Source organism: Pseudohaliea sp. (assembly GCF_054552115.1).
In genome coordinates, this window is the sequence record NZ_JBTOLW010000002.1 from 193,256 (window position 1) to 215,606 (window position 22,351).

Genomic DNA, 22,351 nt, shown 5'->3' on the forward strand with positions numbered 1-22,351 from the left:
CGGGGCAGCGGCTCAGGCCCGACGCCGCAGCCTGAGGCGACGCAGCCGCGCCCGCAGCTGGCGCAGGTCGCCGTCGGTGCCGGGGCGGTAGAGCAGCGTCGTGAAGTCCTCTGCGAGGGCATCGAGTTCCGCTCCCGAGCCGGGGAAAGCCCTGCGTGCTCTCGCCAGCGCCGCCGCCGGGCTGTCCCCGGCGTACACCGGCAGGCCCCGCGCGACCAGCCGTCGCCGCAGCCGTCCCCAGGCCCGGGCCACCGGGTCGCGCCGGGGGCCCGCGCGCACCAGCAGAGACAGCGCCACGGCGGCGAGCACGACCCCGAAGGCACCCAGCAGCACGGCGATGAAGCGCGTGGCGTCGATGCGGCCGAGCCACTCCCCGAGCAGTTCTACCTGCCGCTGTGAATCGAAGCCGACTACCCAGGATTGCCAGCGGTAGGTCAGCGCGTCGTAGCGCAGGCGCAGGGCGTTCACCCAGTTGACGCCGCGGTAGCGCAGCGGCGACAGCGGCGAGTCGGCGAGGAAGCTGCCCTCGGCCTGCACCGCTGTTTCCAGGCCGAACTCCACGCGGGCGGGGGACACCGCCGCGGTCGGGTCGACGCGCACCCAGCCCCGGCCCGCCAGCCACACCTCGTTCCAGGCGTGAGCATCGAACTGGTGAACGATCACCGTGCCGTTCATCGGGTTGATCTCGCCGCCCTGGTACCCGGCGACGACACGCGCCGGCACGCCGGCAGCGCGCATGAGCACGGCAAAGGCATTGGCATAATGCTCGCAGAAACCCGCCCGGGTGGCGAAGAGGAAGTCGTCCACCGGCTCCTCGCCGAGCAGCGGTGGCTGCAGCGTGTAGCGGAAGGGTTGCTCACGGAACAGTTCGAGCACCCGGCCGATATAGGCTTCGTCACTGTCCACCGAGGCACGCAGCTCGGCCGCGAGGGCGCGGCTCTGCGGGTTGCCGCCTTCGGGCAGGCGTGTCTCCAGGCGCCGCCGCCAGGGGTCGAGTTCGAGGCCGATCACCGCCTGCGGCCAGCTGCGCACCGAGTAGCGGCGCTCGCTCTCAAGCACAGCGGGCGAGTAAAGCGTGTAATCCGCGAGCGCCATGACGCCGCCGCCCCGCGGCTGGGCGAAGCGCAGGGCGTAGAGCCAGTTCTGCTGCGTCGGCTCGATGATCACGCTGTAGTCCAGGGCCGCTCCCACGGTCTTCACCGGGCCCGGGCGACGCTGCGACGGCGGCGCCTCGAAGAAGCGCAGGCTGCGCCAGGTGTCGCCCTCGAGAACGCTCATGACCAGGCCGCGCCAGTAGAGCTCGGCGGCGCGCGGCACCTCGCCCTCGAAGCTGGCGCGGAAGGCCACGTCCGTGGACTGGGTCAGCCGCGCCACGTCGCCCGGGCGCAGAAAGTCGCTCATGCCCGTCTGTGCCGCGTGCGCGCGGATCGGCACGTTCCACAGCGGACCGATCCGCGGAAACAGGAAGAACAGCACCAGCATGAGCGGGAAGGCCTGTGCGAGCATCACACCGGCGACCCGCAGCGGCGCGAGCTCGAAGCCTTCACCGGTGCGGTGAAGCGCGACGAGGGCCGTGGTCAGCAGCCAGGCGACGACCGCGGCGTAGAGCACGACGAGCAGGTCCTGGCTGAACAGGAACTCCGTGATCAGCAGGAAGAAACCGAGGAAGATGAGCACATAGGCATCCTTGCGGGACACCGATTCCACCAGCTTCAGCGCGTAGGCCGCGAGCAGCAGCGCCACGGTCGGCTCGAGGCCGATGAGGCTGCCGTAGCTCCAGCCGATGCCCGCCATCGCCGCGCCGATGAGCACCAGCTTCAACCAGCGCGCCGGTGCGGCGAGACGGTCGCGGTACAGCTGTACACGCCAGGCGAAGGCGGCGAGGTAGACCACCAGCAGCCAGGCGGGTACGCGCAGGGCGTGCGGCGCCAGCAGGAGCACCTGGCAGAGGATGATCCAGGCGAGCGCGTTGCGCGGTATCTGCTGGGCCGCCTTCATGAGTCACTCCCCGCCCAGTCACCCCGCAGCGGCGGCGCGAAATGACCGAGGGCCCGGAGCACCCGGTCGCGCTGGCCGTCGCCGGCGCCGGCCGCGAGCTGGTTCCCCGGCAGCCGCAGGCCGAAGCGCCGCCCGCGACGGTGCAGGTCCAGGCACTGCTGGCAGAGGAAGGACAGGCGCCGTTCCGTGTCGGCGCCGGGAAAGGCCTCCCAGTCGAGCCAGTCGAGGGACGCGGCTGCATCCGCGTACTGCTTGCTCTGCAGCGACTGGCCGCGCGCCAGCCCCTTCCAGTACACCTGGCGCAGCCGGTCTCCCGGGCGGTAGTCGCGCAGGCCGAAGAACTCGTCTTCCCCGGGCCGCGGCGAGGGCCGGCCGCGGGGCTGGGCGCTGTCAGCGCCGCGCGGCTCCGGGTACGGCCGGGGCCGCGGGTAGGCCAGCCCGACCAGGTCGAGATCCACCCAGGTCCAGCAGCGCAGCAGGCCGAGCGGGTAGCTGCTTTCCACCCGCAGGCGCCCGGGTCGGAACGGACCCCGCTCCGCCGCTTCCCGGTAGAGCGTGACTGTCGTCGCCCGCTCCGGCGACACGCTCGCACTGGCCGCCTGCGGATCGTCCTCGAAGCCGAGCCAGAGCGCGTGGTGCCCGCGCCGGTTCGCGCAGGCGAGGCCGATGGTGAAGGGCACGGTCTGACCCGGGAAACCCTCGCCGGCGCGAAGTGCGCGCAGCGTGAGTCCGGACAGGTTGGCATAGCTGTGCAGCACGGCCACCACGAACAGGGTGGCGAGCAGGAAGGTGAGCGCATAGCTCATGTTGTTCTGGTAGTTGATCGCCGCGACGAGCATGACCAGCAGGCAGGCAAAGAAGAAGACACCCGCCCGGGAGGGAAAGATGAAAATCCGCCGCTGGTCGAGGGTAACGCTGCGCGCCGGCGGGATACGCCGGGCCAGCCAGCGCCGGAAACGGGCACGGAGCCGCTCGCGCAGACCGGGTGCCCCGGCCCGCTCAGCCAGCGACCACATCGACCTCGCGCTGGAGCAGCGCCACCAGGGCCCGGCCGTCGCCGCCGAAACTGTCTGCGGCGATCACGCGGTGGGCAGCCACCGGCTCGAGCACCGCCTGCAGATCCTCCGGTAGCACGTGGTCGCGGCCGTGCATCACCGCCCAGGTCTTGCCGGCGGCCAGGAGTGCAAGCGCGCCGCGGGGCGACAGGCCCACGACGAATTCGCCGGGCTCGCGGGTTCGCGCCACCAGGCGCTGCAGGTAATCGAGCAGTGCGGGGGAGCAATGCACCGCGTCCACCGCGGCGCGCACCGACGCCAGCTCCGCCGGGCCCATGCGCTGGCGCAGCCCCGCTCCCTCGCGATCGGTGCCGCCGCGACGGAACAGCTCGCGCTCCGCGACCGGGTCCGGATAGCCAAGCTCGATCCGCATGAGGAACCGGTCGAGCTGCGACTCGGGCAGCGGGTAGGTCCCGGACTGCTCAAGGGGGTTCTGCGTGGCGATGACGAAGAACGGCTCCGGCAGCGGGCGCGTCTCCCCTTCCACGGTGACCTGGTGCTCGGCCATGGCCTCGAGCAGCGCGCTCTGCGTGCGCGGCGTACTACGGTTGATCTCGTCGGCGAGCAGCACCTGCGTGAACACGGGGCCGGCGTGGAAGCGGAAGCTGTTGTCCTCGGGCTGATAGATGGCGACGCCGAGGATGTCGGCCGGCAACAGGTCGCTCGTGAACTGCACCCGGTTGTAGGACAGGCCGAGCACGCTGGCGAGGGCGTGGGACAGGGTGGTCTTGCCCATGCCCGGCAGGTCCTCGATGAGCAGGTGACCGCGCGAGAGGAGGCAGCAGAGCGCGAGGCGGACCTGGGGCTCCTTGCCGAGGAGCACCGTGGCAATCTCGTCGACCGCCGCGTCGATGGCCCCCTGGAGCCCGCTCCTGCTCATAGTGCCCCCGCGGCGGCCAGCCCGCGGGCGAGGTCCGCCTCGAGGTCCGCCACGTCCTCGAGGCCAACGGCCACGCGCACCAGGTTCTCGCTGATGCCGGCGCGGGCGCGCTCGTCCGCCGTGAGCCGGCCATGGGTCGTCGTGGCCGGATGCACGATGGTGGTCTTGGCGTCGCCGAGGTTGGCCGTCAGCGACATGACCCGGGTCGCATCGATACAGCGCCAGGCTGCCTCGCGGCCCCCGCGGACGCGGAAGGACAGCACGCCGCCGAAGGCACTCTGCTGGCGGGCCGCCAGCTCGTGGCCGGGGTGATCCGGAAGGCCGGCGTAGAACACCCGCTCCACGGCCGGCTGCGCCTGCAGCCAGCGCGCAAGACGTCCGGCGCTCTCACTGTGGGCCTGCATCCGCAGCGCGAGGGTCTCCAGCCCCTTGAGGAACACCCAGGCGTTGAAGGGGCTCATCGTGGGGCCACAGGTGCGCAGGTAGGCCCGCAGTTCATCCATGTACCCGGCCGCGCCGACGGCGGCACCGCCGAGACAGCGGCCCTGGCCGTCGAGGTACTTGGTGGCACTGTGGATGACGATATCGGCCCCGAGGGCGAGGGGCCGCTGCAGCGCCGGGGTGCAGAAGCAGTTGTCCACCACCAGGAGCGCCCCGGCGTCGCGCGCGAGGGTGGCCATGGCAGCGATATCAGCGACCTCGCACAACGGGTTCGAAGGCGTTTCCAGGTAGAGCAGCCGCGTCGTCGGCCGCAGCGCGCCGCGCCAGGCCGCCGGGTCCGCCAGGGGCACGAAGCTGGTCTCGATGCCGAAGCGCGCGAGGTATTTGCCGAAGAGCCCCGCGGTAGCGCCGAACACGTCGCGGGAGCAGATCACGTGATCGCCGCTTTTCAGGAGCGCGACGCAGACAGCGAAGATCGCCGCCATGCCCGAGGCCGTGGCCACCGCCGCGTCACCCTCTTCCAGCGCCGCCAGCCGTTCCTCGAAGGCGCGCACCGTGGGGTTCGTATAGCGCGAGTAGACGTTGCCGGGGCTGTCACCGGAAAAGCGTGCGGCGGCCTCGGCACAGGAGGCGAAGATGTAGCTGGAGGTGGTGTAGATCGGCTCACCGTGCTCCCCCTCGGGGCCGCGGGCGATACCGGCGCGCACAGCGCGGGTGGCCGGTCCGAGGCCGCGCAGGAACTCGCTGTCGTCGTCAGTCATCGGCGTTTCTGCCCTAGCGGTCGTTGTAGATGCCGACGACGGCACCGTGCGCCCGCTCGCGCGCAGCACCACTGGCCTTGGCAGCGTCGTTGCGGGCGGCACTCAGGTCTTTCAGGTAGCGCTCGTCCACGTCCCCGGTGATGTAGGCGCCGTCGAACACCGAACAATCGAACCCGTCCACGGCGGGGTTTCCCTCCGCGGAGCAGCGAATCAGGTCGTCGAGGTCCTGGTACACCAGGCGGTCAGCGCCGATGGCGGCGCAGATCTCCTCGACGCTGCGGCCGTGGGCGATGAGTTCCTCGGCTGCCGGCATGTCGATGCCGTAGACGTTCGGGTAGCGCACCGGCGGTGCCGCCGAGGCGAGATAGACCTTGGCGGCACCGGCATCGCGGGCCATCTCGATGATCTCCCGGGAGGTGGTGCCGCGAACGATCGAGTCGTCCACCAGCAGGACGTTCTTGCCCTCGAACTCCAGCCGGATCGGGTTCAGCTTCTGGCGCACCGATTTCTTGCGCTGGCTCTGTCCGGGCATGATGAAGGTGCGGCCGATGTAGCGGTTCTTCATGAAGCCCTCGCGGAACTTGAGCCCCAGGTCGTGGGCGAGGGACTGGCCTGCCGTACGGCTCGTATCCGGGATCGGTATGACCACGTCGATGTCATGCTCCGGCCACTCGCGCAGAATCTTCCGCGCCAGCGTCGAGCCGGCGCGCATCCGCGTCTTGTAGACGGAGATCTCGTCCATCATGCTGTCGGGCCGGGCGAAGTACACGTGCTCGAAGATGCAGGGGCGCAGCCGCGGGTTCTCGGCGCATTGCCGGCGGTGCAGCTGGCCGGCCGCATCGATGAACACCGCTTCACCGGGCGCGACATCGCCGGCGAGCGTGTAGCCAAGCACGTCCAGGGCCACACTCTCGGACGCGACCATGTAATCACGGCCCCGGGGGCCGTCGCGGTAGCCGTAGACCAGGGGACGGATGCCATTCGGGTCGCGGAAGGCGAGCAGACCGTGGTTCACAATCACCGCCACCGCCGCGTAGCCGCCGCGGCAGCGGTGGTGCACGGCGGCAACCGCGGCAAAAATGTCCTCGGGCTTCGGCTGCAGCTTGCCGAGGCGCTGGAGTTCGTAGGCCAGCACGTTGAGCAGCACCTCCGAGTCCGAGTCCGTGTTCAGGTGCCGGAGCTCACTGTCGAAGAGCGCCTGGCCCAGCTCCGCCGAATTCGTCAGGTTGCCATTGTGGGCCAGGGCGATGCCGTAGGGTGAGTTCACGTAGAAAGGCTGCGCGAGGGCAGGCCCGGAACTGCCGGCGGTCGGGTAGCGCGTGTGGCCGAGACCGATGGCACCCTCGAGGCGTGCCATGTGCTCCTGGCGGAACACGTCGCGCACCAGCCCTTCGCTCTTGCGCTGGTGGAAGCGGCCACTGCTGCAGGTCATGATGCCCGCGGCGTCCTGGCCGCGGTGCTGCAGCACCGTCAGCGCATCATAGATATCCGGGGCAACATCCACCGTCCCGCTGCCCACGATTCCCACCAGGCCACACATTGCTCAGGCTCCCCTATTCCGTCAGGTGGCCAGCGCGGGGAGGCGCCCCGCTCCGACCTCATCAAAAGCGCGCAGGCTCCAGTCGAGCAGCGGGTCCAGGTAGGGGACCAGCTGGGACCGGTGCAGCCACTGCTGCTCCGCAGGCGGCACGAGCTGTCGCAGCAGGAAAAGCAGCACGATGACGATCAGCAATCCGCGCAGCATACCGAAGACACTGCCCAGGATGCGATCGAGCAGACCCAGCCCCGAGGCGCGCACCAGGCGCGCGAACAGGCGGGCGGCCAGCCCCGCCAGCAGCACCGCCGCCACGAAGACGAGGGTCCAGGCAACGATGTAGCGCCCCGTGGGATTCTCGATAATTCCCGCCAGGACACTGGACAGGCGGGTGGCAAGAAGGTTGGCGAGCACGAAAGCGAGGATCCAGCCCGCGAGAGACAGGGCCTCGCGGGAGAAACCCCGCCAGAGGCTGACCAGGGCGGAGAGCGCGATGATCACGACCACGAGCCAGTCGAAACCGTTGAGGGCGGTGAGGTCGGGCCAGTGGTTCAGCATGTGCCGCCCCCCGGGGGCTTTCCGGTGCTTCGCGCATTCCCGGGGCCGGTACGGCTACGCGCCACCACCCGGCCCGGCAGGCTGCGGTGAGGCGCGGTTTCCCGGGGAGCAGGCCGTTCACGGCACATAGCGCGATACCAGCGATTGCACGCCGTAGCGGGCGTCGACACGCGCCTTGATCGGGCCGAGCTGACCGCGCTCGAACTTGGGACCCACGTACACCCGGTAGAGCGTGACGCCGTCCCGGCGCAGGGGCTCGTAGAAGGCCTTCTCACCGTTCTCGATGAGCTCGTCACGGAGCTTGCGCGCCTTTTCCACGCGGCTCACGGTGGCCACCTGCAGAACCCAGGCGACCGGCAACCCATCCTCATCGAAGGCGGCGATTTCGGGCGCCTGCTCCCGTGTCGGGTAAGGCTCCCCGGTACTCGGCTGCGGCACCGGGGCGGGATCGGCTGCCGCCTCCCCCGCAGCCGCCCCGGCGTCGGATGGCCCGCCGGGCGCGTTCCCGTCCGGCAGCGTCACGTCCGGCTGCGCCGCAAGAGGCTTTCGGGGCGGCGAACCGCGCAGGCCTTCATCGCCGGGGGGCGGCAGAGGGTCACGGTTGACCACCGGCGGCGGCGGCGCCATGACCCCCTCGCGCAGCCGCGCCTCCTCCGGCGCGACAAAGATGATCGGCCAGAAGACAATACCCAGCGCAAGCAGGATCAGCGCGCCGACGAGACGCTGTTTGAGCACATTATCCACGGGCGCAGGCAGGCTCCTCGGTGCCGGGATTCGCGAGCTGCGGCATTATACCTGCTACGGTAAAAAAGGACCCGAAGACCACGCCCCGCGCGCCCCCGGCCACGGGGGGCGCGAGTAGCCGCCAGCCGGCGTCGAGGTCCGGGGCGCGGTGCACGGCGGCGATCCCTGCCGCGCTCGCCAGCGCCGCAAGACGGTCCACCGGGGCGGCCCGGGCATTACCGGGCAGGCCGCAAACAACCAGGCTGTCGAGCTGGCGGGCAAGGGCGGCGAAGATACCGGCGAGATCCTTGTCGTCCATGATCGCGCAAAGGCCGTGAGTCGTCGCGGCGGGCGCGTGGCCGAGGGCGGCGGCCAGGCCATCGGCCGCGTCCGGGTTGTGGGCGACATCGAGCCATAACTCGCCACTCCCGAACCACCGCCGCTCGCGGCGACCGGGCACGACGAGGTCACGCAGCGCCCTCTCCACGGCACCGGGAGCGAGGGGCAGCAACTGGTCCATGGCGCAGATGGCTGCGGCGACGTTGGCGGGCTCCAGCGCGTCCGGCAGCGGGAGGGCGAAGCGTCGCGCACTCGCGCCGGTCACGGTCAGCTCCCCGGCCGTGGACGCCCACGTCCACTCGCGGCCGGCGCGCAGCGGACGGGCCCCCGCGGCGGCAAGGGCCGTTTCCAGCGTTGCAGGATAGGCACGCTCGGCAAGCACGACGGCCTGGCCGCGGCGGGCAATACCTGCCTTCTCGATGGCGATCGCCTCCACCGTGTCGCCGAGCCACTCGCGATGGTCGAGGCCGATGCGCGTCACCACCGCAACATCGGCGTCGAGGATATTGGTGGCATCGAGGCGTCCGCCCAGGCCGACCTCGAGCACGGCGAGGTCGACCCGCGCCTCCCGGAACAGCCAGAGGGCCGCGAGCGTGGCGGTCTCGAAATAGCTCAGGCTGATAGCGCCGCGCGCAACCTCGATCGCCTCGAACGCGCGGACGATGGCGCCATCGGCCGCCGGCGTGCCATCGAGGGTGATGCGTTCGTTGAAGCGCAGGAGGTGCGGCGAGGTGTAGGCACCCACGCGGCGTCCCGAAGCCACCGCGAGTGAAGCAGCGCAACAGGTGACCGTGCCTTTGCCGTTGGTGCCTGCCACGGTGAGCACCGGGGCGGGAAAGGGCCGCAGCCCCAGGCGGTCGGCGACGGCACCCACGCGGCGGAGGCCGAGGTCGATCTCCCGCGGGTGACGCCGCTCGAGGCGCGCGAGCCAGCCGGCGAGGTCCGACGGCTCAGCCATCACCGCGCCGGGGTGCCTCCTCGTCCTCGTCTTCCCGCAGGTCAGCGGCGTCCGCGGAGCTGTCCGTATCGTCGTCGGCGCTGGAGGCTTCGGGGGCCTGCTCACCGGCACTCTCGCTGCCGTCGTCGGCGGCACCGGTATCATCGCCGGCGTCGGCGTCGGCGTCGCCGGCCTCACCCGGCGGGACAGCACCGACGGCTTCCCCCGGCGCTTCCGCCATGGGGCCCTGTTCCTCGTCCTGCCCGGGCTGCGGCTCGCCGAGGAACTTCGCCAGCAGCCGGGCAATGGTGTCACGCAAATCGGCGCGGTCGACGATCATGTCGATGGCACCATGCTCGAGGAGGAACTCGCTGCGCTGGAAGCCCTTGGGCAGTTTCTGCCGAATGGTCTGCTCGATGATGTTCGGACCGGCGAAGCCGGCACGCGCATCGGGCTCGGCGATATTGAGGTCACCGAGCAGCGCCAGCGACGCGGAGACTCCGCCGTAGATCGGATCCGTGAGCACGGAAATGTAGGGCACGCCCGAGCCATGGAGCCGCTCGATGACCGCGCTGGTCTTGGCCATCTGCATGAGGGAGATGAGCGCCTCCTGCATGCGCGCGCCGCCGGAGGCGGAGAAACACACGAGGGGAATCCGTTCCTCCAGGGCCTGCTGGGCGGCGCGGGTGAATTTCTCGCCGACCGCATAGCCCATGGAGCCTCCGTGGAAGTTGAACTCGAAGGCCAGGGCGATCACCGGCTGGCCATGGAGAGCGCCCTTCATGGCCACCAGGGCATCGCGCTCACCGGTGGACTTCTGCGCACCGGCCAGGCGGTCCCGGTAGCGCTTCTTGTCGCGGAACTTGAGCCGGTCCACGGGCTCGATGTCGCCGAAGATCTCTTCCCGGCCATCCTCGTCGAGAAAGAGGTCGAGGCGCCGGCGCGCACCGATGCGCATGTGGTGGCCACACTTCGGGCACACCTGCTGATTGCGCTCAAGGTCCGGAATGTAGAGCACGGAGTCGCACTTGATACACTTCTTCCACAGCCCTTCGGGCACCGTTGCGCGGCGCGTTCCCCCGGTGCTGCTCTTCACGCCGGAAGGCAGAATCTTGTCAATCCAGCTCATGGCTCCCCCTGTTTTCGGCGGGCATTATACGTTCCGCGCCCGGTCAGGCCGCAACCGCGGCATCGATGCCGCTGCGGATCTCCGCCACGAGCGCGACGACCCGCTCCCGCGCGGCATCTGCACTGAGCCCGGCGTCCACCGCCTGTGCATAGCAGTCGACGAGCGCCGAACCGACCACGACGCCGTCGGCACTCCCCGCGACCGCGGCCGCGGATGCCGCATCCTTGATGCCGAAGCCGACACACACCGGCAGTCCCGAATGCCGGCGGATGGCCGCCAGGTGGTTGCCGACATCCGCCACATCAAGGTTGCCGGCACCGGTGACGCCCTTGAGGGAAACGTAGTAGACAAAACCGCTGGCTTCCCGGGTGATGAGGTCGATGCGCGCCTCCGGTGTGGTGGGCGCCACCAGGAAGATGTTGTCCATGCCCACGCGCTTGAGCTCACGGTTCACCCGCGCCACCTCCTCCGGGGGAATGTCGACAGTCAGCAGCCCGTCGACCCCGGCCCCGGACGCGGCGTCGGCAAACGCGTCATAGCCCATGTGCTCGACGGGGTTGGCGTAGCCCATGAGCAACAGCGGGGTGTCCGGATCGCCGCGGCGGAACTCGCGAACCATGTCCAGGACCGCGCGCAGGCGGGTGCCGCACGCGAGGGAGCGCTCGTGGGCGCGCTGGATCACCGGCCCTTCGGCCATGGGGTCCGAGAACGGCACGCCGAGCTCGAGAATGTCGGCACCGGCATCAACCAGGGCGTGGAGCAGCGGGACAGTCGCTGCGGGCTCCGGATCACCGGCGACCACATAGGGCACCAGGGCCTTGCGACCGGCGGCCGCAAGCTGCCGGAAACGCTCGGCAATACGACTCATGAAACCTCCTAGAGCTCGATCCCGTCGAGGCGGGCGACCGTGAGAATATCCTTGTCACCCCGGCCGGAGAGATTGACGACGATGTGCTGGTCCGGGCGCATGGTCGCCGCGAGTTTCTCCGCGTAGGCAAGCGCGTGGGCTGTCTCCAGCGCCGGCATGATGCCCTCGGTGCGGGTCACGCGGTGGAAACTCGCCAGCGCCTCGTCGTCGTCGACGGCCACGTAGTTCACCCGGCCGATGTCCTTCAGCCAGGCGTGCTCCGGGCCGACGCCCGGATAGTCGAGGCCCGCCGAGATGGAATGGGTCTCGGTGATCTGCCCGTCGTCGTCCTGCATGAGGTAGGTGCGGTTGCCATGCAGCACTCCCGGCGTCCCGGCAGAGAGCGGCGCCGCGTGACGGCCGGTGGCGAGGCCCTCCCCACCGGCCTCGACGCCGTACATGGCCACGCCCTCATCGCGCAGGAAGGGGTGGAACAGGCCGATAGCGTTGGAACCGCCGCCCACGCAGGCCACCAGCGCATCCGGTAGCCGCCCGGCCTGGGCGAGGCACTGGGCCCGGGCCTCGCGGCCGATAACGCTCTGGAAATCCCGTACCAGCATCGGGTAAGGATGCGGGCCGGCAACGGTGCCGATGATGTAGAACGTATCATCGACGTTGGTCACCCAGTCACGCATGGCTTCGTTCATCGCGTCCTTGAGGGTCCGGGAGCCGGAGGTCACCGGCACTACCGTCGCCCCGAGGAGCTTCATGCGGTAGACGTTGAGCGACTGGCGTTCGACGTCCTCGGCGCCCATGAATACGTGGCATTCGAGACCGAGGCGCGCCGCGATCGTCGCGCTGGCCACGCCGTGCTGGCCGGCGCCGGTCTCGGCGATCACCCGGGGCTTGCCCATGTGCTTGGCAAGAAGCGCCTGGCCCACGGTGTTGTTCACCTTGTGCGCGCCGGTGTGGTTGAGGTCCTCGCGCTTGAAACAGATGCGCGCACCGCCGATCTCGTCGGAGAGGCGCCGCGCCTCGTAGAGGGGCGAGGGCCGGCCGACATAGTGGGCGAGATCGTCATCCAGCTCGCGCTGGAAGGCCGGGTCCGCAGACAGCTCCCGGTAGACGCGGTCCAGGTCCGCCAGTGCGGACATCAGCGTCTCGGAGACAAAGCGGCCGCCGTAGTCGCCGAAGCGACCGTCGGCATCCGGCACCGTGTTCATGAGTTGGGGGTCGAGCTTGATGGTCATGGATTGCTGCTCCCGCTTTGCCGCTTGTTTCCACGCTTGCTTTCACGCTGGCTTGTACGCCTGCTGTCCGCCTCTCGCACCGCTGCCACGAAGGCAGCAATACGCGCGGCATCCTTGACACCGGGCGACACCTCCACGCCCCCGCTGACGTCCACCGCCGCGGGGCCGACCCGGGTGATCGCCTCGCCGACGTTCTCCGGCCTCAGCCCGCCGGCCAGCACCAGCCGGGACCGAAGCGCCGCCGGCGTCCGGTGCCAGTCGAAGGTCTCCCCGGTACCGCCGGGCACACCCGGCCGGTAGCTGTCCAGGAGAATGCCGCTGGCCGCGGCATAACGGGCCGCCACTTCCTCTACCGGCAGGCCGGGCGCCATGCGCAACGCCTTGAGGAACGGGCGCTCGAAGCAGGCGCAGGTGCCCGGGTCCTCGTTCCCGTGAAACTGGAGCAGCCCCACCGGCACCGCCGCCAGTACCTCGCGGACCCGTTCCTGGGGCGCATCGACGAAGAGTGCCACCACCGTCACCAGCGGCCCCGCGGCGCGAGCGACCGCGGCCGCCTGCGCCGGCGTCACGGCTCGCGGGCTCGCAGGGTGGAAAACGAGACCGATGGCATCCACACCGGCCGCCGTGGCTGCCGCTGCGTCCTCCGGGCGGGTAATGCCGCAGACCTTGATGCGTGTCCTTGTCACCATCGTCCTGCCCGCCTCCTGGCCGAGGCGCGAATGATAGCAGAAGGCGCCGGCGGGTGGCCTCAACCCGGGAACAAAAACGGTCGCGGCGGCGCCGCCAGGGCGAAGCGTCCCGGGTAGCTCACAGCCACGAGATACAGACCGTCGGGGGGTGCCGTCTCGGCACCCTGGCGCCGATCCCGGCAGGCGAGAAGCCGTCCGAGCCATTCCGCATCGCGCTCGCCCGTACCGATGGCAAGCAGCGCGCCCGCGATGTTGCGCACCATGTGATGCAGGAAGGCATTTGCGGTGATATCGACGCAGACGAGCGGCCCCGAGCGGGTCACGCTGATCGTATCCACCCGCCGCCAGGGTGTACTGGACTGGCAACTCGCCGCACGAAAACTGCTGAAGTCCTGCTCACCGATCAGCAACTGCGCCGCGCCATGCATGCGACCGGCGTCGAGGGTCCCCCGGCGCCAGGTGACGAGGCCGCGGTAGAGCGCCGGCGCCACGGCCGTGTCGGTGACGAGATAGCGATAGCGACGCGCGGTCGCACTGTGCCGGGCGTGAAAGTCCTCCGGCACCGCCTGGGCGTGAAGCACTCTCACGGTGTCAGGCAGGTTGGCATTGCTGCCGAGCACCCAGGCCTTGGGACTTCGCCCGGCCGGGTCGTCGAAATGGACCCACTGGCCCGTGGCGTGGACGCCGGTATCGGTGCGCCCGGCGCAGTGGGTGCGCACCGGACCCGCAGCCACGGTCGCGAGGGCTTCCTCGAGCGCATCCTGCACGCTCGCCGCATGGGGCTGGGACTGCCAGCCGCAGAAGGCGCGGCCGTCGTACTCGACCAGCAGCGCCACCCGGGTGCCGGGAGGGTGCGGGGTAGCTGAGAAACGGGCGGCTGGCGCGGGCGCGTCAGCCAAGGCCGGCCAGCAGGGTGTTCGCCTCTTGCCGCTGCTCGGAGTTCCCGCTGCGGGCTACTTCCTCGAGGATCGAGCGAGCGCCCTCCTCGTCGCCCATGTCGAGGTAGGCCCGGGCGAGGTCCAGGCGGGTGGCCATCTGGTCACCCTCTTCTGCGAACACCAGTTCCTCGTCGCCTTCGCTACCGGCACCTTCAGCAGTCGCCCCGGCAGCGCCCCCCTCCACCGGCGGCGGCGCCCCGAAGTCGACCGCTTCCCCGGCCTCTACCGGGTCACTGACCGGCTCTTCGAGCTCGAGATCGAGGTCCAGATCCAGTTCCTCCCCGGCCACATCGGCCGGCGGCTCCTCCTCGATGTACAGGCCCTCGAGGTCGGACAGGGCATCCTCCTCAGCGTCGCCCGCCAGCCCGGCGTCATCGGCGGCATAGTCTGCCGAGGGCCCTGCGGACGATACCGGCCGGGGGCGTTCGGGCTCAGGTTCAGGCTCAGGCTCAGGCTCAGGTTCGGGTTCCGGTTCAGGCTCGGGCTCGGGCTCGGGCTCGGGTTCAGGCTCGGGTTCAGGCTCGGGCTCCGGTTCAGGCTCCGGTTCAGGCTCGGCCGAAGCTGTCGAGACCGGCGCCGCTCCACCGACGATGCGCTCCCCCCGGGCGATGGCCTCGGCGTCGCCCTGCTCGCGCAGCGCCTCGAGTTGCTCCCCCGCCTTGTCGGCCTCGCCCATGTCGGTGTAGAGCTCGAGAAGCTTGAGGCGGAAAGCACTGTTCCCGGGCTCGCTGCGGATGGCCGTGGTCAGAAGTTCCGCGGCCTGAAGGTAGCGCCCGTAGGCAATGTAGATGTCGGCCTCGGCGAGCGCATCCCCGCCATCGGCATCGTCGATGTAGTCGTCATAGCGGCGCTCGCCGTAACCGCGCTCGGCCACGTCGCGGCGCGCAGGCTCGTCGGCTGCCTCGGACGCTTGCGCCGCCGCAGCATCTTCCACGGCCTCCTCGCGCAGGGTGACACCAGCGAACACGTCGTCGGCCGCGCCTGCCGACGCCGGGGCGGATGCCGGCGCCGCCGCGCGGGCCGGCGCGGCGTCGGCCCGGCCCGGAGCCCCCCGCCCGCGGATGCGGCGCAGCCCGAGCACTGCCAGGAGCCCGAGCACGACCGCACCGGCAAGACCATAAAGCCAGGGCATGAAACCACCCGTTTCAGGAGCCGCAGGGGCCGGCGCCGGTGCAGCGGACCGGGCACGGGCGGCCGCCGCCTCGGCCGCGGCGCTTTCGGCACTTTCGGCGCTTTCCCGCGCCTCGCGCAGGGCCGCCTCCAGGCGGGCGATCTCCTGGTCCTTGAGGGAGACGGTGGCCTCGAGGGCATCGAGCCGCTCGGTCATGGCGGCGAGCTGTGCAGCGAGTTCCCCCTCCAGGGCCGGAGGCGCCGCGGCCGGAGCCGCGGGCGCCGGTGTGCTCTCTGCAGGCGGCGTGCTCTCTGCAGGTGGTGTGGCCTCTGCCGGCGCGCGGGCCTCTGCCGCAGGTCCGCCATCGGCCGCCTCCACGTCACCCGCGCCGCGCTCGGGCCCGGCTCCCGACACGGTCGCAGCGTCCGCCGGGGGCGGCGCCCCCCCGGAAGCGTCGCCCGCGGAAATGCGCAGCGTCGCCGCGGCAGTGACACCCGGCGTCTGCCCCCGGGCGGACTGCCACGCACGGTTCTGTGCCTGTACCTCCGCGAGCGCATCGGCCAGGTCTTCGGAACTGATATCGGCGGCGCTCGGCAGGTAAATGATGTAACCCGCCTTGATCTGGTTGATATTGCCACCGATGAAGGCCTCGGGGTTGAGGCGCTGGATGTCCAGCATGGCCTGTTGCACGCTCGCCCCCTCGGGACGTGCGCGGCTGGCAATCTGCCAGAGCGTTTCGTCACGTTTGACCAAGTAGCGGCTGCCCGGCCGGGGGCTGTCGGCCGTCGCTTCGGAGAAAGGGCGCGCCGGCATCTCCCCGGGGGCGAGGTCGCTGTCGCGGACCTGCACCCGGTCGCCGCGCTCCGCGGCCATGTCCCGCTGCGCCGGGGCGGCCTCCCCGGCCGCCTCACTGCCCTCGGTCTCGGCCACGCGCTCGCTCGCCGACACCGTGAGCATCTCGTCGCGAAACGCCGGCGGGTCGACGAGCACCGTGTACTCGCGCAGCAAACGACCCGACGGCCAGCGCGCCTCGATAATGAGGTCGAGGAAAGGCTCCACCACCGGATCCTGCGTGGTCAGGCGAATGGTTCCACGGCCCGTTGCGTCATCGACATTGACGGTGAATTCGATGCTGGTCAGGAAGTAGTCGCGATCCACGCCGAGGCGATCGAAGTCCTCGACAGCCGCCAGGCGGATGCGAATATCGTCGGTCGTGAGGCCGCGGGTGTCGAGGAGCGAGACTTCCGCGTCGAGCGGCTCGTTGAGGAATGAGTTGAGCGACATCTCGCCGAGGCCCAGCGCTGCCGCCTGTCCCGCGTGCAACAGCCCCCCGGCAAGGAGCACAGCCGTTGCCTGAACCCGTTTAGCCATAGCGCTGCCTTGTTATGGTCCTGAACCCCGCGGCGCTGCCGCGCCCCTCTTCTGACATCAAAATGCCATGCATCCCAATGACTTGCAATGCATTATGCATTTTTTACTAAACGTGTTGCCGGCTACCCGCTCCGGCGTCACCGGGCGCACTCACCCGCTGTGCCGGCCGGCTTCGGGGAGCTCGTCCTCCCCCGGCCGCCGGGCTACAAGTATCTGCCAAGGATCACCGCCCGGGCAAGGCGGGCGCGACCTCACCACCGCTCACCCGCCACCTCTGCTAGGCGAGGTAGTCCCGGGCGAGGCACTCGGCGATCTGCACGCTGTTCAACGCAGCGCCCTTGCGCACGTTGTCCGCCACGACCCAGAGGTCCAGGCCGCAGGGGTGCGAGATATCCTTGCGGATGCGGCTCACGAATACCGGGTCGTGGCCCGCCGCCTCGCTCACCGCGGTGGCATAACCGCCGTCCTCGTGCTCGTCGAGCACCGTCACCCCCGGCGCTGCGCGAAGCAGCTCGCGCGCCGCGTCGGCGTCGATGGGCTCGCGCGTCTCGATGTGCACCGCCTCGGAATGGCCGTAAAACACCGGCACCCGCACGCAGGTGGGGTTCACCAGGAGCTCCGGATCGTCGAAGATCTTCTGCGTCTCCCAGACCATCTTCATCTCTTCCCGGGTGTAGCCGTTGTCCTGGAAGCTGTCGATGTGCGGCAGTGCGTTGAAGGCAATCTGCCGCGGGTACACGCTGCACTCGGCGGGCTGGCCGTTGAGCAGCCGCGCCGTCTGGCCGGCCAGTTCCTCGATGGCATTCTTGCCGGTACCGGAAACGGCCTGGTAGGTGGCGACGTTGATGCGCGTGATGCCCACGGCATCGTAGATCGGCTTCAGCGCCACCAGCATCTGGATCGTCGAGCAGTTCGGGTTGGCAATGATGTTGCGGTCGCCGTAGCGGGCCAGCGCCTCGGGGTTCACCTCCGGCACGACCAGGGGGATGTCCGGGTCCCGGCGGAAGTGGGACGTGTTGTCGATGACGACACAGCCGGCCTCGGCGGCCTGCGGCGCGAACTCTGCCGAGATGGAACCGCCGGCGGAAAAGAGACCGATGGCGACCTTGCTGAAATCGAAATCGGCGAGGTTCTGTACGGTCAGGCGGCCGTTGCCGAAGTTCACGGTCTTGCCCGCAGAGCGCTCGCTGGCGAGGGCGTAGACCTCGCCCACGGGAAACTCCCGCTCGGCCAGGATCTCCAGCATCGTCTCGCCCACGGCGCCGGTCGCACCCACCACCGCTACGTCAAACTGTTTCGCCATCGTTCCCTCCTCTCGTTGGTCCTGCCTGTCTGTCGGTCGTCCCCGCTAGCCGCCGGTGAGTGCAGCGACCACGGCGTCCCCCATGGTAGCGGTGGCGACCGGCTCCTGCCCGGCGGGGCAGATGTCCGCCGTGCGCAGTCCGCTGTCGAGCACCTGCCCCACCGCCGCCTCGATCGCCGCCGCCGCCGCCGGTTCGTCCAGCGTGTAGCGCAGCATCATGGCAACCGACAGGATCGTCGCCAGCGGGTTGGCCACGCCCTGCCCGGAAATGTCCGGCGCCGAGCCGTGACAGGGCTCGTAGAGGCCACGACCCGCGGCATCCAGGGATGCCGAGGGCAACATGCCGATGGACCCCGTGAGCATGGCGGCCGCGTCCGAGAGGATGTCGCCGAAGAGGTTGCCGGTCACCATCACGTCGAACTGCTTCGGCGCCATGACCAGTTGCATGGCGGCGTTGTCGACGTAGAGGTGCGTCAGCGTGACCTCCGGGAACTCCCTGCCGACGCGCTCGACGACCTCGCGCCAGAGCACCGTGGCCTCGAGAACGTTGGCCTTGTCCACGGAGCAGAGCCGCCCGCCGCGCCGGGCCGCGAGGCGGAACGCGAGCCGGGCGATGCGCTCGATCTCGGACTCGCGGTAGACATAGGTGTTGAAGCCCTCGCGTTCGCCGGAATCCAGGGTGCGGATGCCGCGGGGCTCGCCGAAATAGATGCCGCCGGTGAGCTCGCGGACGATGAGCAGGTCCAGTCCGGCGACCACTTCCGGCTTCAGGCTGGAGGCCTCGGCAAGCTGCGGATAGAGGAGCGCCGGGCGCAGGTTGCCGAAGAGTTCGAGCTCGGCGCGGATGCGCAGGAGGCCCTTCTCCGGGCGCAGGGTGCGGTCGACCCCGTCCCACTCCGGACCACCCACGGCGCCGAGGAGAATGGCATCGGCCTCCCGGGCGCGGTCCAGGGTCTCGGCCGGCAGCGGGTCGCCACAGGCATCGAACGCGGCGCCGCCGATGAGCGCGTGCTCCAGCGTCAGCCCCAGGGAGAAGCGCCGGTCCACGGCGGCGAGGACTTTCTCGGCCTCGGCCATGATCTCGGGCCCTATATGATCCCCGGGCAGGACCAGGATGCGGCGGCCGGCCGTTTCACCTGCCATGTCAGGACGCGGGGCGGTCGAAGCCGCCAAAGAGCCACGGTGACTGTTCGCGCCAGCGCGCCTCGTAGGCACGGATGGCATCGGCGCTCTTCAGCGTGCTGCCGATGTCGTCCAGCCCCTCGAGGAGCCGCTCCTTGCGGTAGCCGTCGACGTCGAAGGGCCACTCGCTGCCATCCGGGGCGACCACCCGCTGCGCCGGCAGATCCACGGTGAGCGTGTAGCCTTCATTGGCGTAGAGGGCCGCGAACAGCCCGTCGACCACAGCCGCCGGCAGCACCACGGGGAGGATGCCGTTCTTGAAGCAGTTGTTGTAGAAGATGTCGGCGAAACTCGGCGCGATGATGCAGCGGAAGCCGTAATCCGCCAGCGCCCAGGGTGCGTGCTCGCGGCTGGAGCCGCAGCCGAAGTTCTCCCGCGCAAGGAGGATGCTCGCGCCCTGGTACCGGGGGAAATTGAGAGGAAAGTCAGGGTTCAGGGGCCGCTGGCTGCAGTCCTGCCCCGGCTCGCCCTCGTCGAGGTAGCGCAGGTTGTCGAACAGGTTCGGGCCGAAGCCGGTGCGCTTGATGGATTTGAGGAACTGCTTCGGGATGATCAGGTCCGTGTCGACGTTGGCGCGGTCCATGGGCGCGACGAGGCCCTCGTGGACGGTGAGCTTCTGCAGCATGGCGTCAGTCCTCCCTGAGTTCGCGGACGTCGATAAAATGACCGGCGATCGCGGCGGCGGCGGCCATGGCGGGACTGACCAGGTGAGTGCGGCCGCCGGCGCCCTGGCGCCCCTCGAAGTTACGGTTCGAGGTGGACGCGCAGTGCTCGCCCGCGCCGAGCTTGTCAGCGTTCATCGCCAGGCACATGGAGCAGCCGGGCTCGCGCCACTCGAGGCCGGCATCCAGGAAGATGCGGTCCAGGCCCTCGGCCTCCGCCTGCCGCTTCACCTCGCCGGAGCCCGGTACCACGAGGGCCTGCTTGATGCTCCCGGCCACCTGGCGGCCCTTGACCACCGCAGCTGCGGCCCGCAGGTCCTCGATGCGCGAGTTGGTGCAGGAGCCGATGAAGACCCGGTCCGGCCGGATGTCACGGATCGGCGTGCCCGCCGCCAGACCCATGTAGTCGAGGGCCCGGCGCGCCGCCTCGGCGCGGGTGGGGCTGTCCATGCTGTCCGGGTCCGGCACCACGCCGTCCACCGGAGCGACCATTTCCGGGGAGGTGCCCCAGGTCACCTGCGGCTTGACATCCCCGGCGCGCAGTTCCACCACCCGGTCGAAGATCGCGTCCGCATCGGAGTGCAGGTCGCGCCAGGCGGCAACCGCCTTTTCCCAGAGCTCACCGGTGGGGGCGTAGGGACGGCCACGCACGTACTCGATGGTTGTGTCGTCCACCGCGATGAGACCGACCCGGGCGCCCGCCTCGATGGACATGTTGCAGAGGGTCATGCGCCCTTCCATGCTCAGCGCCTCGATCGCCTCGCCGGCGTACTCGATGGCGTAACCGGTGCCGCCGGCGGTGCCGATTTCGCCGATGATGGCCAGCGCGAGATCCTTGGCGGTCACGCCCTCGCCCAGACGCCCGCTCACGCGCACCTGCAGGTTTTTCATTTTCTGCGCCAGCAGGCACTGGGTGGCGAGCACATGCTCCACCTCGGAGGTGCCGATGCCGTGGGCGAGCGCCGCGAGCGCACCGTGCGTCGAGGTGTGCGAATCACCGCAGACGAGGGTCACCCCGGGCAGCGTAATGCCCTGCTCCGGACCGACGACGTGGACGATGCCCTGGCGCACATCGTTGATGGGAATCTCGACGATATCGAACTCCGCGCAGTTCTCGTCCAGGGTCCGCACCTGCAGGCGCGACACCGGGTCTAGGATGCCCGCGACACCACCGCTGCGCTCCGCGCTGTCCGTGGGCACGTTATGGTCCGGCACCGCGATATTGGCGTCGCGGCGCCACGGGCGGCGGCCCGCCAGGCGCAGCCCCTCGAAGGCCTGCGGGGAGGTCACCTCGTGCGTGAGGTGGCGGTCAATGTAGATCAGCGCAGATCCGTCATCCCGCTCCTCGACGAGGTGACTGTCCCAGAGCTTGTCATAGAGCGTCTTTCCAGCCATGGAGTCACCGTTTCAGTCATGGATCCCCGTACCGGGGGAGAGGCGCCGGGACCGAGCCCCGGTTTGGCAGGGCGGGAAGCCTACCGCGACAGCGCCGGGAACGCTACTCCCCGCCGGCCAGGCGGCGCAGGGCGGCATCACCGGCGCCGCCCTTCCACATGCCCGCGTGGTCCGGGAGGTAGAACGTCCCGCTGTAGCGCAGCACGGGCTTGTCGCCGTCTTCGATGACCCCGGCGCAGAAGCCGAAGCGGCGCTTCACTTCCACCAGGTGCGTGCGCGTCTGCAGCCAGTGACCGAAGCGCCCCGGGGACAGGAAATCGAAGCCCAGGTTGATGGTCGGCAGGCCGGCGGGCTTCGGCAGGCGGATGTTGATACTCGTCGCCGCAGCGATGTCGGCGAGCGTCATCAGGCAACCGCCATGACAGATGCCCATGAGGTTGGCGTGCTGCTCGAGCACCACGAGGCCGAAACTCACTTCATCCCCGTCGACGCGGCGGTAGTAGGGCTGCAGGCTGTCGCTGTAGCCGAGCCCCTCCTCCAGCTGTTCGAAGCCTTCCGGTACCGATGCCAGTTCGTCGCTCACGTGTGCTCCTTTAACCAATGCGTGAAGTCAGCCAATGCCTGAAGTCGCCCGGGGTAAAATGCGAGACCCGTTAGAACAGCCCGAGGGCAAGCCCCGTGGCCAGCGCTTCGCCGAGTTCCTCGGCCCGGCCGAGGTCCCGGGGGCCGGGGAAGCCGCGGATTATTAAAGGCTCGGTTGCCGGTGTAAAGGGAATACCCCTGAGCATGCGCTCGATGTCACCCACCGCGTTACGGCCGTCGTTGCCCGCCGAGACGAGCACCGCCGCCGGCAGCACGAGATCACGATCGATACTCGGGTAGAACACCCGGTCGAGGAACTGCTTCGCGCCACCGGCGAGCCGCCCGGCGTTCTCAGCAGCGACCAGCAGGAGACCGCTGGCCGCTGCGACCTCCACAGCGCCGAGGTCTTCGCAGCGCCCCGTCACCGCTTCGGCACCGTCGGCGCGGCCGGCTCCGCGCAGTGCTGCTGCGGCCAGCCGGGCGCAGCTACCGCTCTGGCTGTGCCAGGCAATCAGGAGGCGCGGTACCGCCGTCATTGTGGATAACTCTGGGGGCAGACCGTCTTCACCGGCGCTGAACGCCGGTGGAAGGCGGCGGCGGCGCTCCGCCCCACTGCCACATCAAGGCCATTTTTCTTCATATTAAACAGTTGGTTATGATGCTTTT

Annotated in this window: 19 protein-coding genes and 1 pseudogene; all 20 read right to left on the reverse strand. The window is 69.8% G+C overall.

Going from position 1 to position 22,351, the window contains the following annotated elements; all coding sequences use genetic code 11:
- Positions 1-12: 12 nt before the first annotated feature.
- Positions 13-1,998, reverse strand: coding sequence for a transglutaminase family protein (locus tag ACX93N_RS02155; RefSeq protein ID WP_459426737.1), 1,986 nt, complete (start codon positions 1,996-1,998; stop codon positions 13-15).
- Positions 1,995-3,014, reverse strand: coding sequence for a DUF58 domain-containing protein (locus tag ACX93N_RS02160; protein ID WP_459426738.1), 1,020 nt, complete (start codon positions 3,012-3,014; stop codon positions 1,995-1,997). The genes ACX93N_RS02155 and ACX93N_RS02160 overlap by 4 nt, the downstream gene beginning before the upstream one ends.
- Positions 2,998-3,933 (reverse strand): AAA family ATPase, encoded by a 936-nt coding sequence (locus tag ACX93N_RS02165; protein WP_459426739.1) that lies wholly within the window; start codon positions 3,931-3,933, stop codon positions 2,998-3,000. Before ACX93N_RS02165 ends, ACX93N_RS02160 begins: the two co-directional genes overlap by 17 nt.
- On the reverse strand, positions 3,930-5,135 hold the full coding sequence (locus ACX93N_RS02170; RefSeq protein WP_459426740.1) for an O-succinylhomoserine sulfhydrylase: 1,206 nt from the start codon (positions 5,133-5,135) through the stop codon (positions 3,930-3,932). Before ACX93N_RS02170 ends, ACX93N_RS02165 begins: the two co-directional genes overlap by 4 nt.
- 13 nt (positions 5,136-5,148) lie before the next feature.
- Positions 5,149-6,675, reverse strand: coding sequence for an amidophosphoribosyltransferase (gene purF / locus ACX93N_RS02175; protein WP_459426741.1), 1,527 nt, complete (start codon positions 6,673-6,675; stop codon positions 5,149-5,151).
- 21 nt (positions 6,676-6,696) lie between these two features.
- Positions 6,697-7,227, reverse strand: coding sequence for a CvpA family protein (locus ACX93N_RS02180; protein WP_459426742.1), 531 nt, complete (start codon positions 7,225-7,227; stop codon positions 6,697-6,699).
- A gap of 117 nt (positions 7,228-7,344) precedes the next feature.
- Positions 7,345-7,962 carry an SPOR domain-containing protein gene (locus tag ACX93N_RS02185; protein ID WP_459426743.1) on the reverse strand — a complete coding sequence of 206 codons (618 nt, stop codon included), beginning with the start codon at positions 7,960-7,962 and terminating at the stop codon, positions 7,345-7,347.
- Position 7,963: 1 nt separating this feature from the next.
- Entirely contained in the window at positions 7,964-9,247 is a 1,284-nt protein-coding gene (locus tag ACX93N_RS02190; RefSeq protein WP_459426744.1) for a bifunctional folylpolyglutamate synthase/dihydrofolate synthase, read from the reverse strand.
- Between the two features lie 262 nt (positions 9,248-9,509).
- Positions 9,510-10,355: pseudogene (gene accD, locus ACX93N_RS02195) on the reverse strand (acetyl-CoA carboxylase, carboxyltransferase subunit beta); the annotation flags it as partial.
- Between the two features lie 43 nt (positions 10,356-10,398).
- Positions 10,399-11,223, reverse strand: coding sequence for a tryptophan synthase subunit alpha (gene trpA, locus ACX93N_RS02200; protein ID WP_459426745.1), 825 nt, complete (start codon positions 11,221-11,223; stop codon positions 10,399-10,401).
- Positions 11,224-11,231: 8 nt separating this feature from the next.
- Entirely contained in the window at positions 11,232-12,452 is a 1,221-nt protein-coding gene (gene trpB / locus ACX93N_RS02205) for a tryptophan synthase subunit beta (RefSeq protein WP_459426746.1), read from the reverse strand.
- Positions 12,449-13,204 (reverse strand): phosphoribosylanthranilate isomerase, encoded by a 756-nt coding sequence (locus ACX93N_RS02210; protein ID WP_459426747.1) that lies wholly within the window; start codon positions 13,202-13,204, stop codon positions 12,449-12,451. The genes trpB and ACX93N_RS02210 overlap by 4 nt, the downstream gene beginning before the upstream one ends.
- The gene (gene truA / locus ACX93N_RS02215; RefSeq protein WP_459426748.1) at positions 13,201-13,977 is read right to left on the reverse strand and encodes a tRNA pseudouridine(38-40) synthase TruA; all 777 of its coding nucleotides are present in this window, start codon (positions 13,975-13,977) and stop codon (positions 13,201-13,203) included. The genes ACX93N_RS02210 and truA overlap by 4 nt, the downstream gene beginning before the upstream one ends.
- Before the next feature lie 55 nt (positions 13,978-14,032).
- On the reverse strand, positions 14,033-16,561 hold the full coding sequence (locus ACX93N_RS02220) for a FimV/HubP family polar landmark protein (RefSeq protein ID WP_459426749.1): 2,529 nt from the start codon (positions 16,559-16,561) through the stop codon (positions 14,033-14,035).
- Between the two features lie 277 nt (positions 16,562-16,838).
- On the reverse strand, positions 16,839-17,864 hold the full coding sequence (locus ACX93N_RS02225) for an aspartate-semialdehyde dehydrogenase (protein WP_459426750.1): 1,026 nt from the start codon (positions 17,862-17,864) through the stop codon (positions 16,839-16,841).
- 45 nt (positions 17,865-17,909) lie between these two features.
- Positions 17,910-19,007, reverse strand: coding sequence for a 3-isopropylmalate dehydrogenase (leuB, locus tag ACX93N_RS02230; RefSeq protein WP_459426751.1), 1,098 nt, complete (start codon positions 19,005-19,007; stop codon positions 17,910-17,912).
- 1 nt (position 19,008) lies between these two features.
- A complete protein-coding gene (leuD, locus tag ACX93N_RS02235; protein ID WP_459426797.1) occupies positions 19,009-19,668 on the reverse strand; it encodes a 3-isopropylmalate dehydratase small subunit in 660 nt (219 codons plus the stop codon).
- A gap of 7 nt (positions 19,669-19,675) precedes the next feature.
- Positions 19,676-21,103, reverse strand: coding sequence for a 3-isopropylmalate dehydratase large subunit (leuC, locus tag ACX93N_RS02240; protein WP_459426752.1), 1,428 nt, complete (start codon positions 21,101-21,103; stop codon positions 19,676-19,678).
- A 103-nt stretch (positions 21,104-21,206) separates the two neighbouring features.
- A complete protein-coding gene (locus tag ACX93N_RS02245; RefSeq protein WP_459426753.1) occupies positions 21,207-21,686 on the reverse strand; it encodes a PaaI family thioesterase in 480 nt (159 codons plus the stop codon).
- A 70-nt stretch (positions 21,687-21,756) separates the two neighbouring features.
- Positions 21,757-22,221 carry a flavodoxin gene (locus ACX93N_RS02250; RefSeq protein ID WP_459426754.1) on the reverse strand — a complete coding sequence of 155 codons (465 nt, stop codon included), beginning with the start codon at positions 22,219-22,221 and terminating at the stop codon, positions 21,757-21,759.
- Positions 22,222-22,351 lie beyond the last annotated feature (130 nt).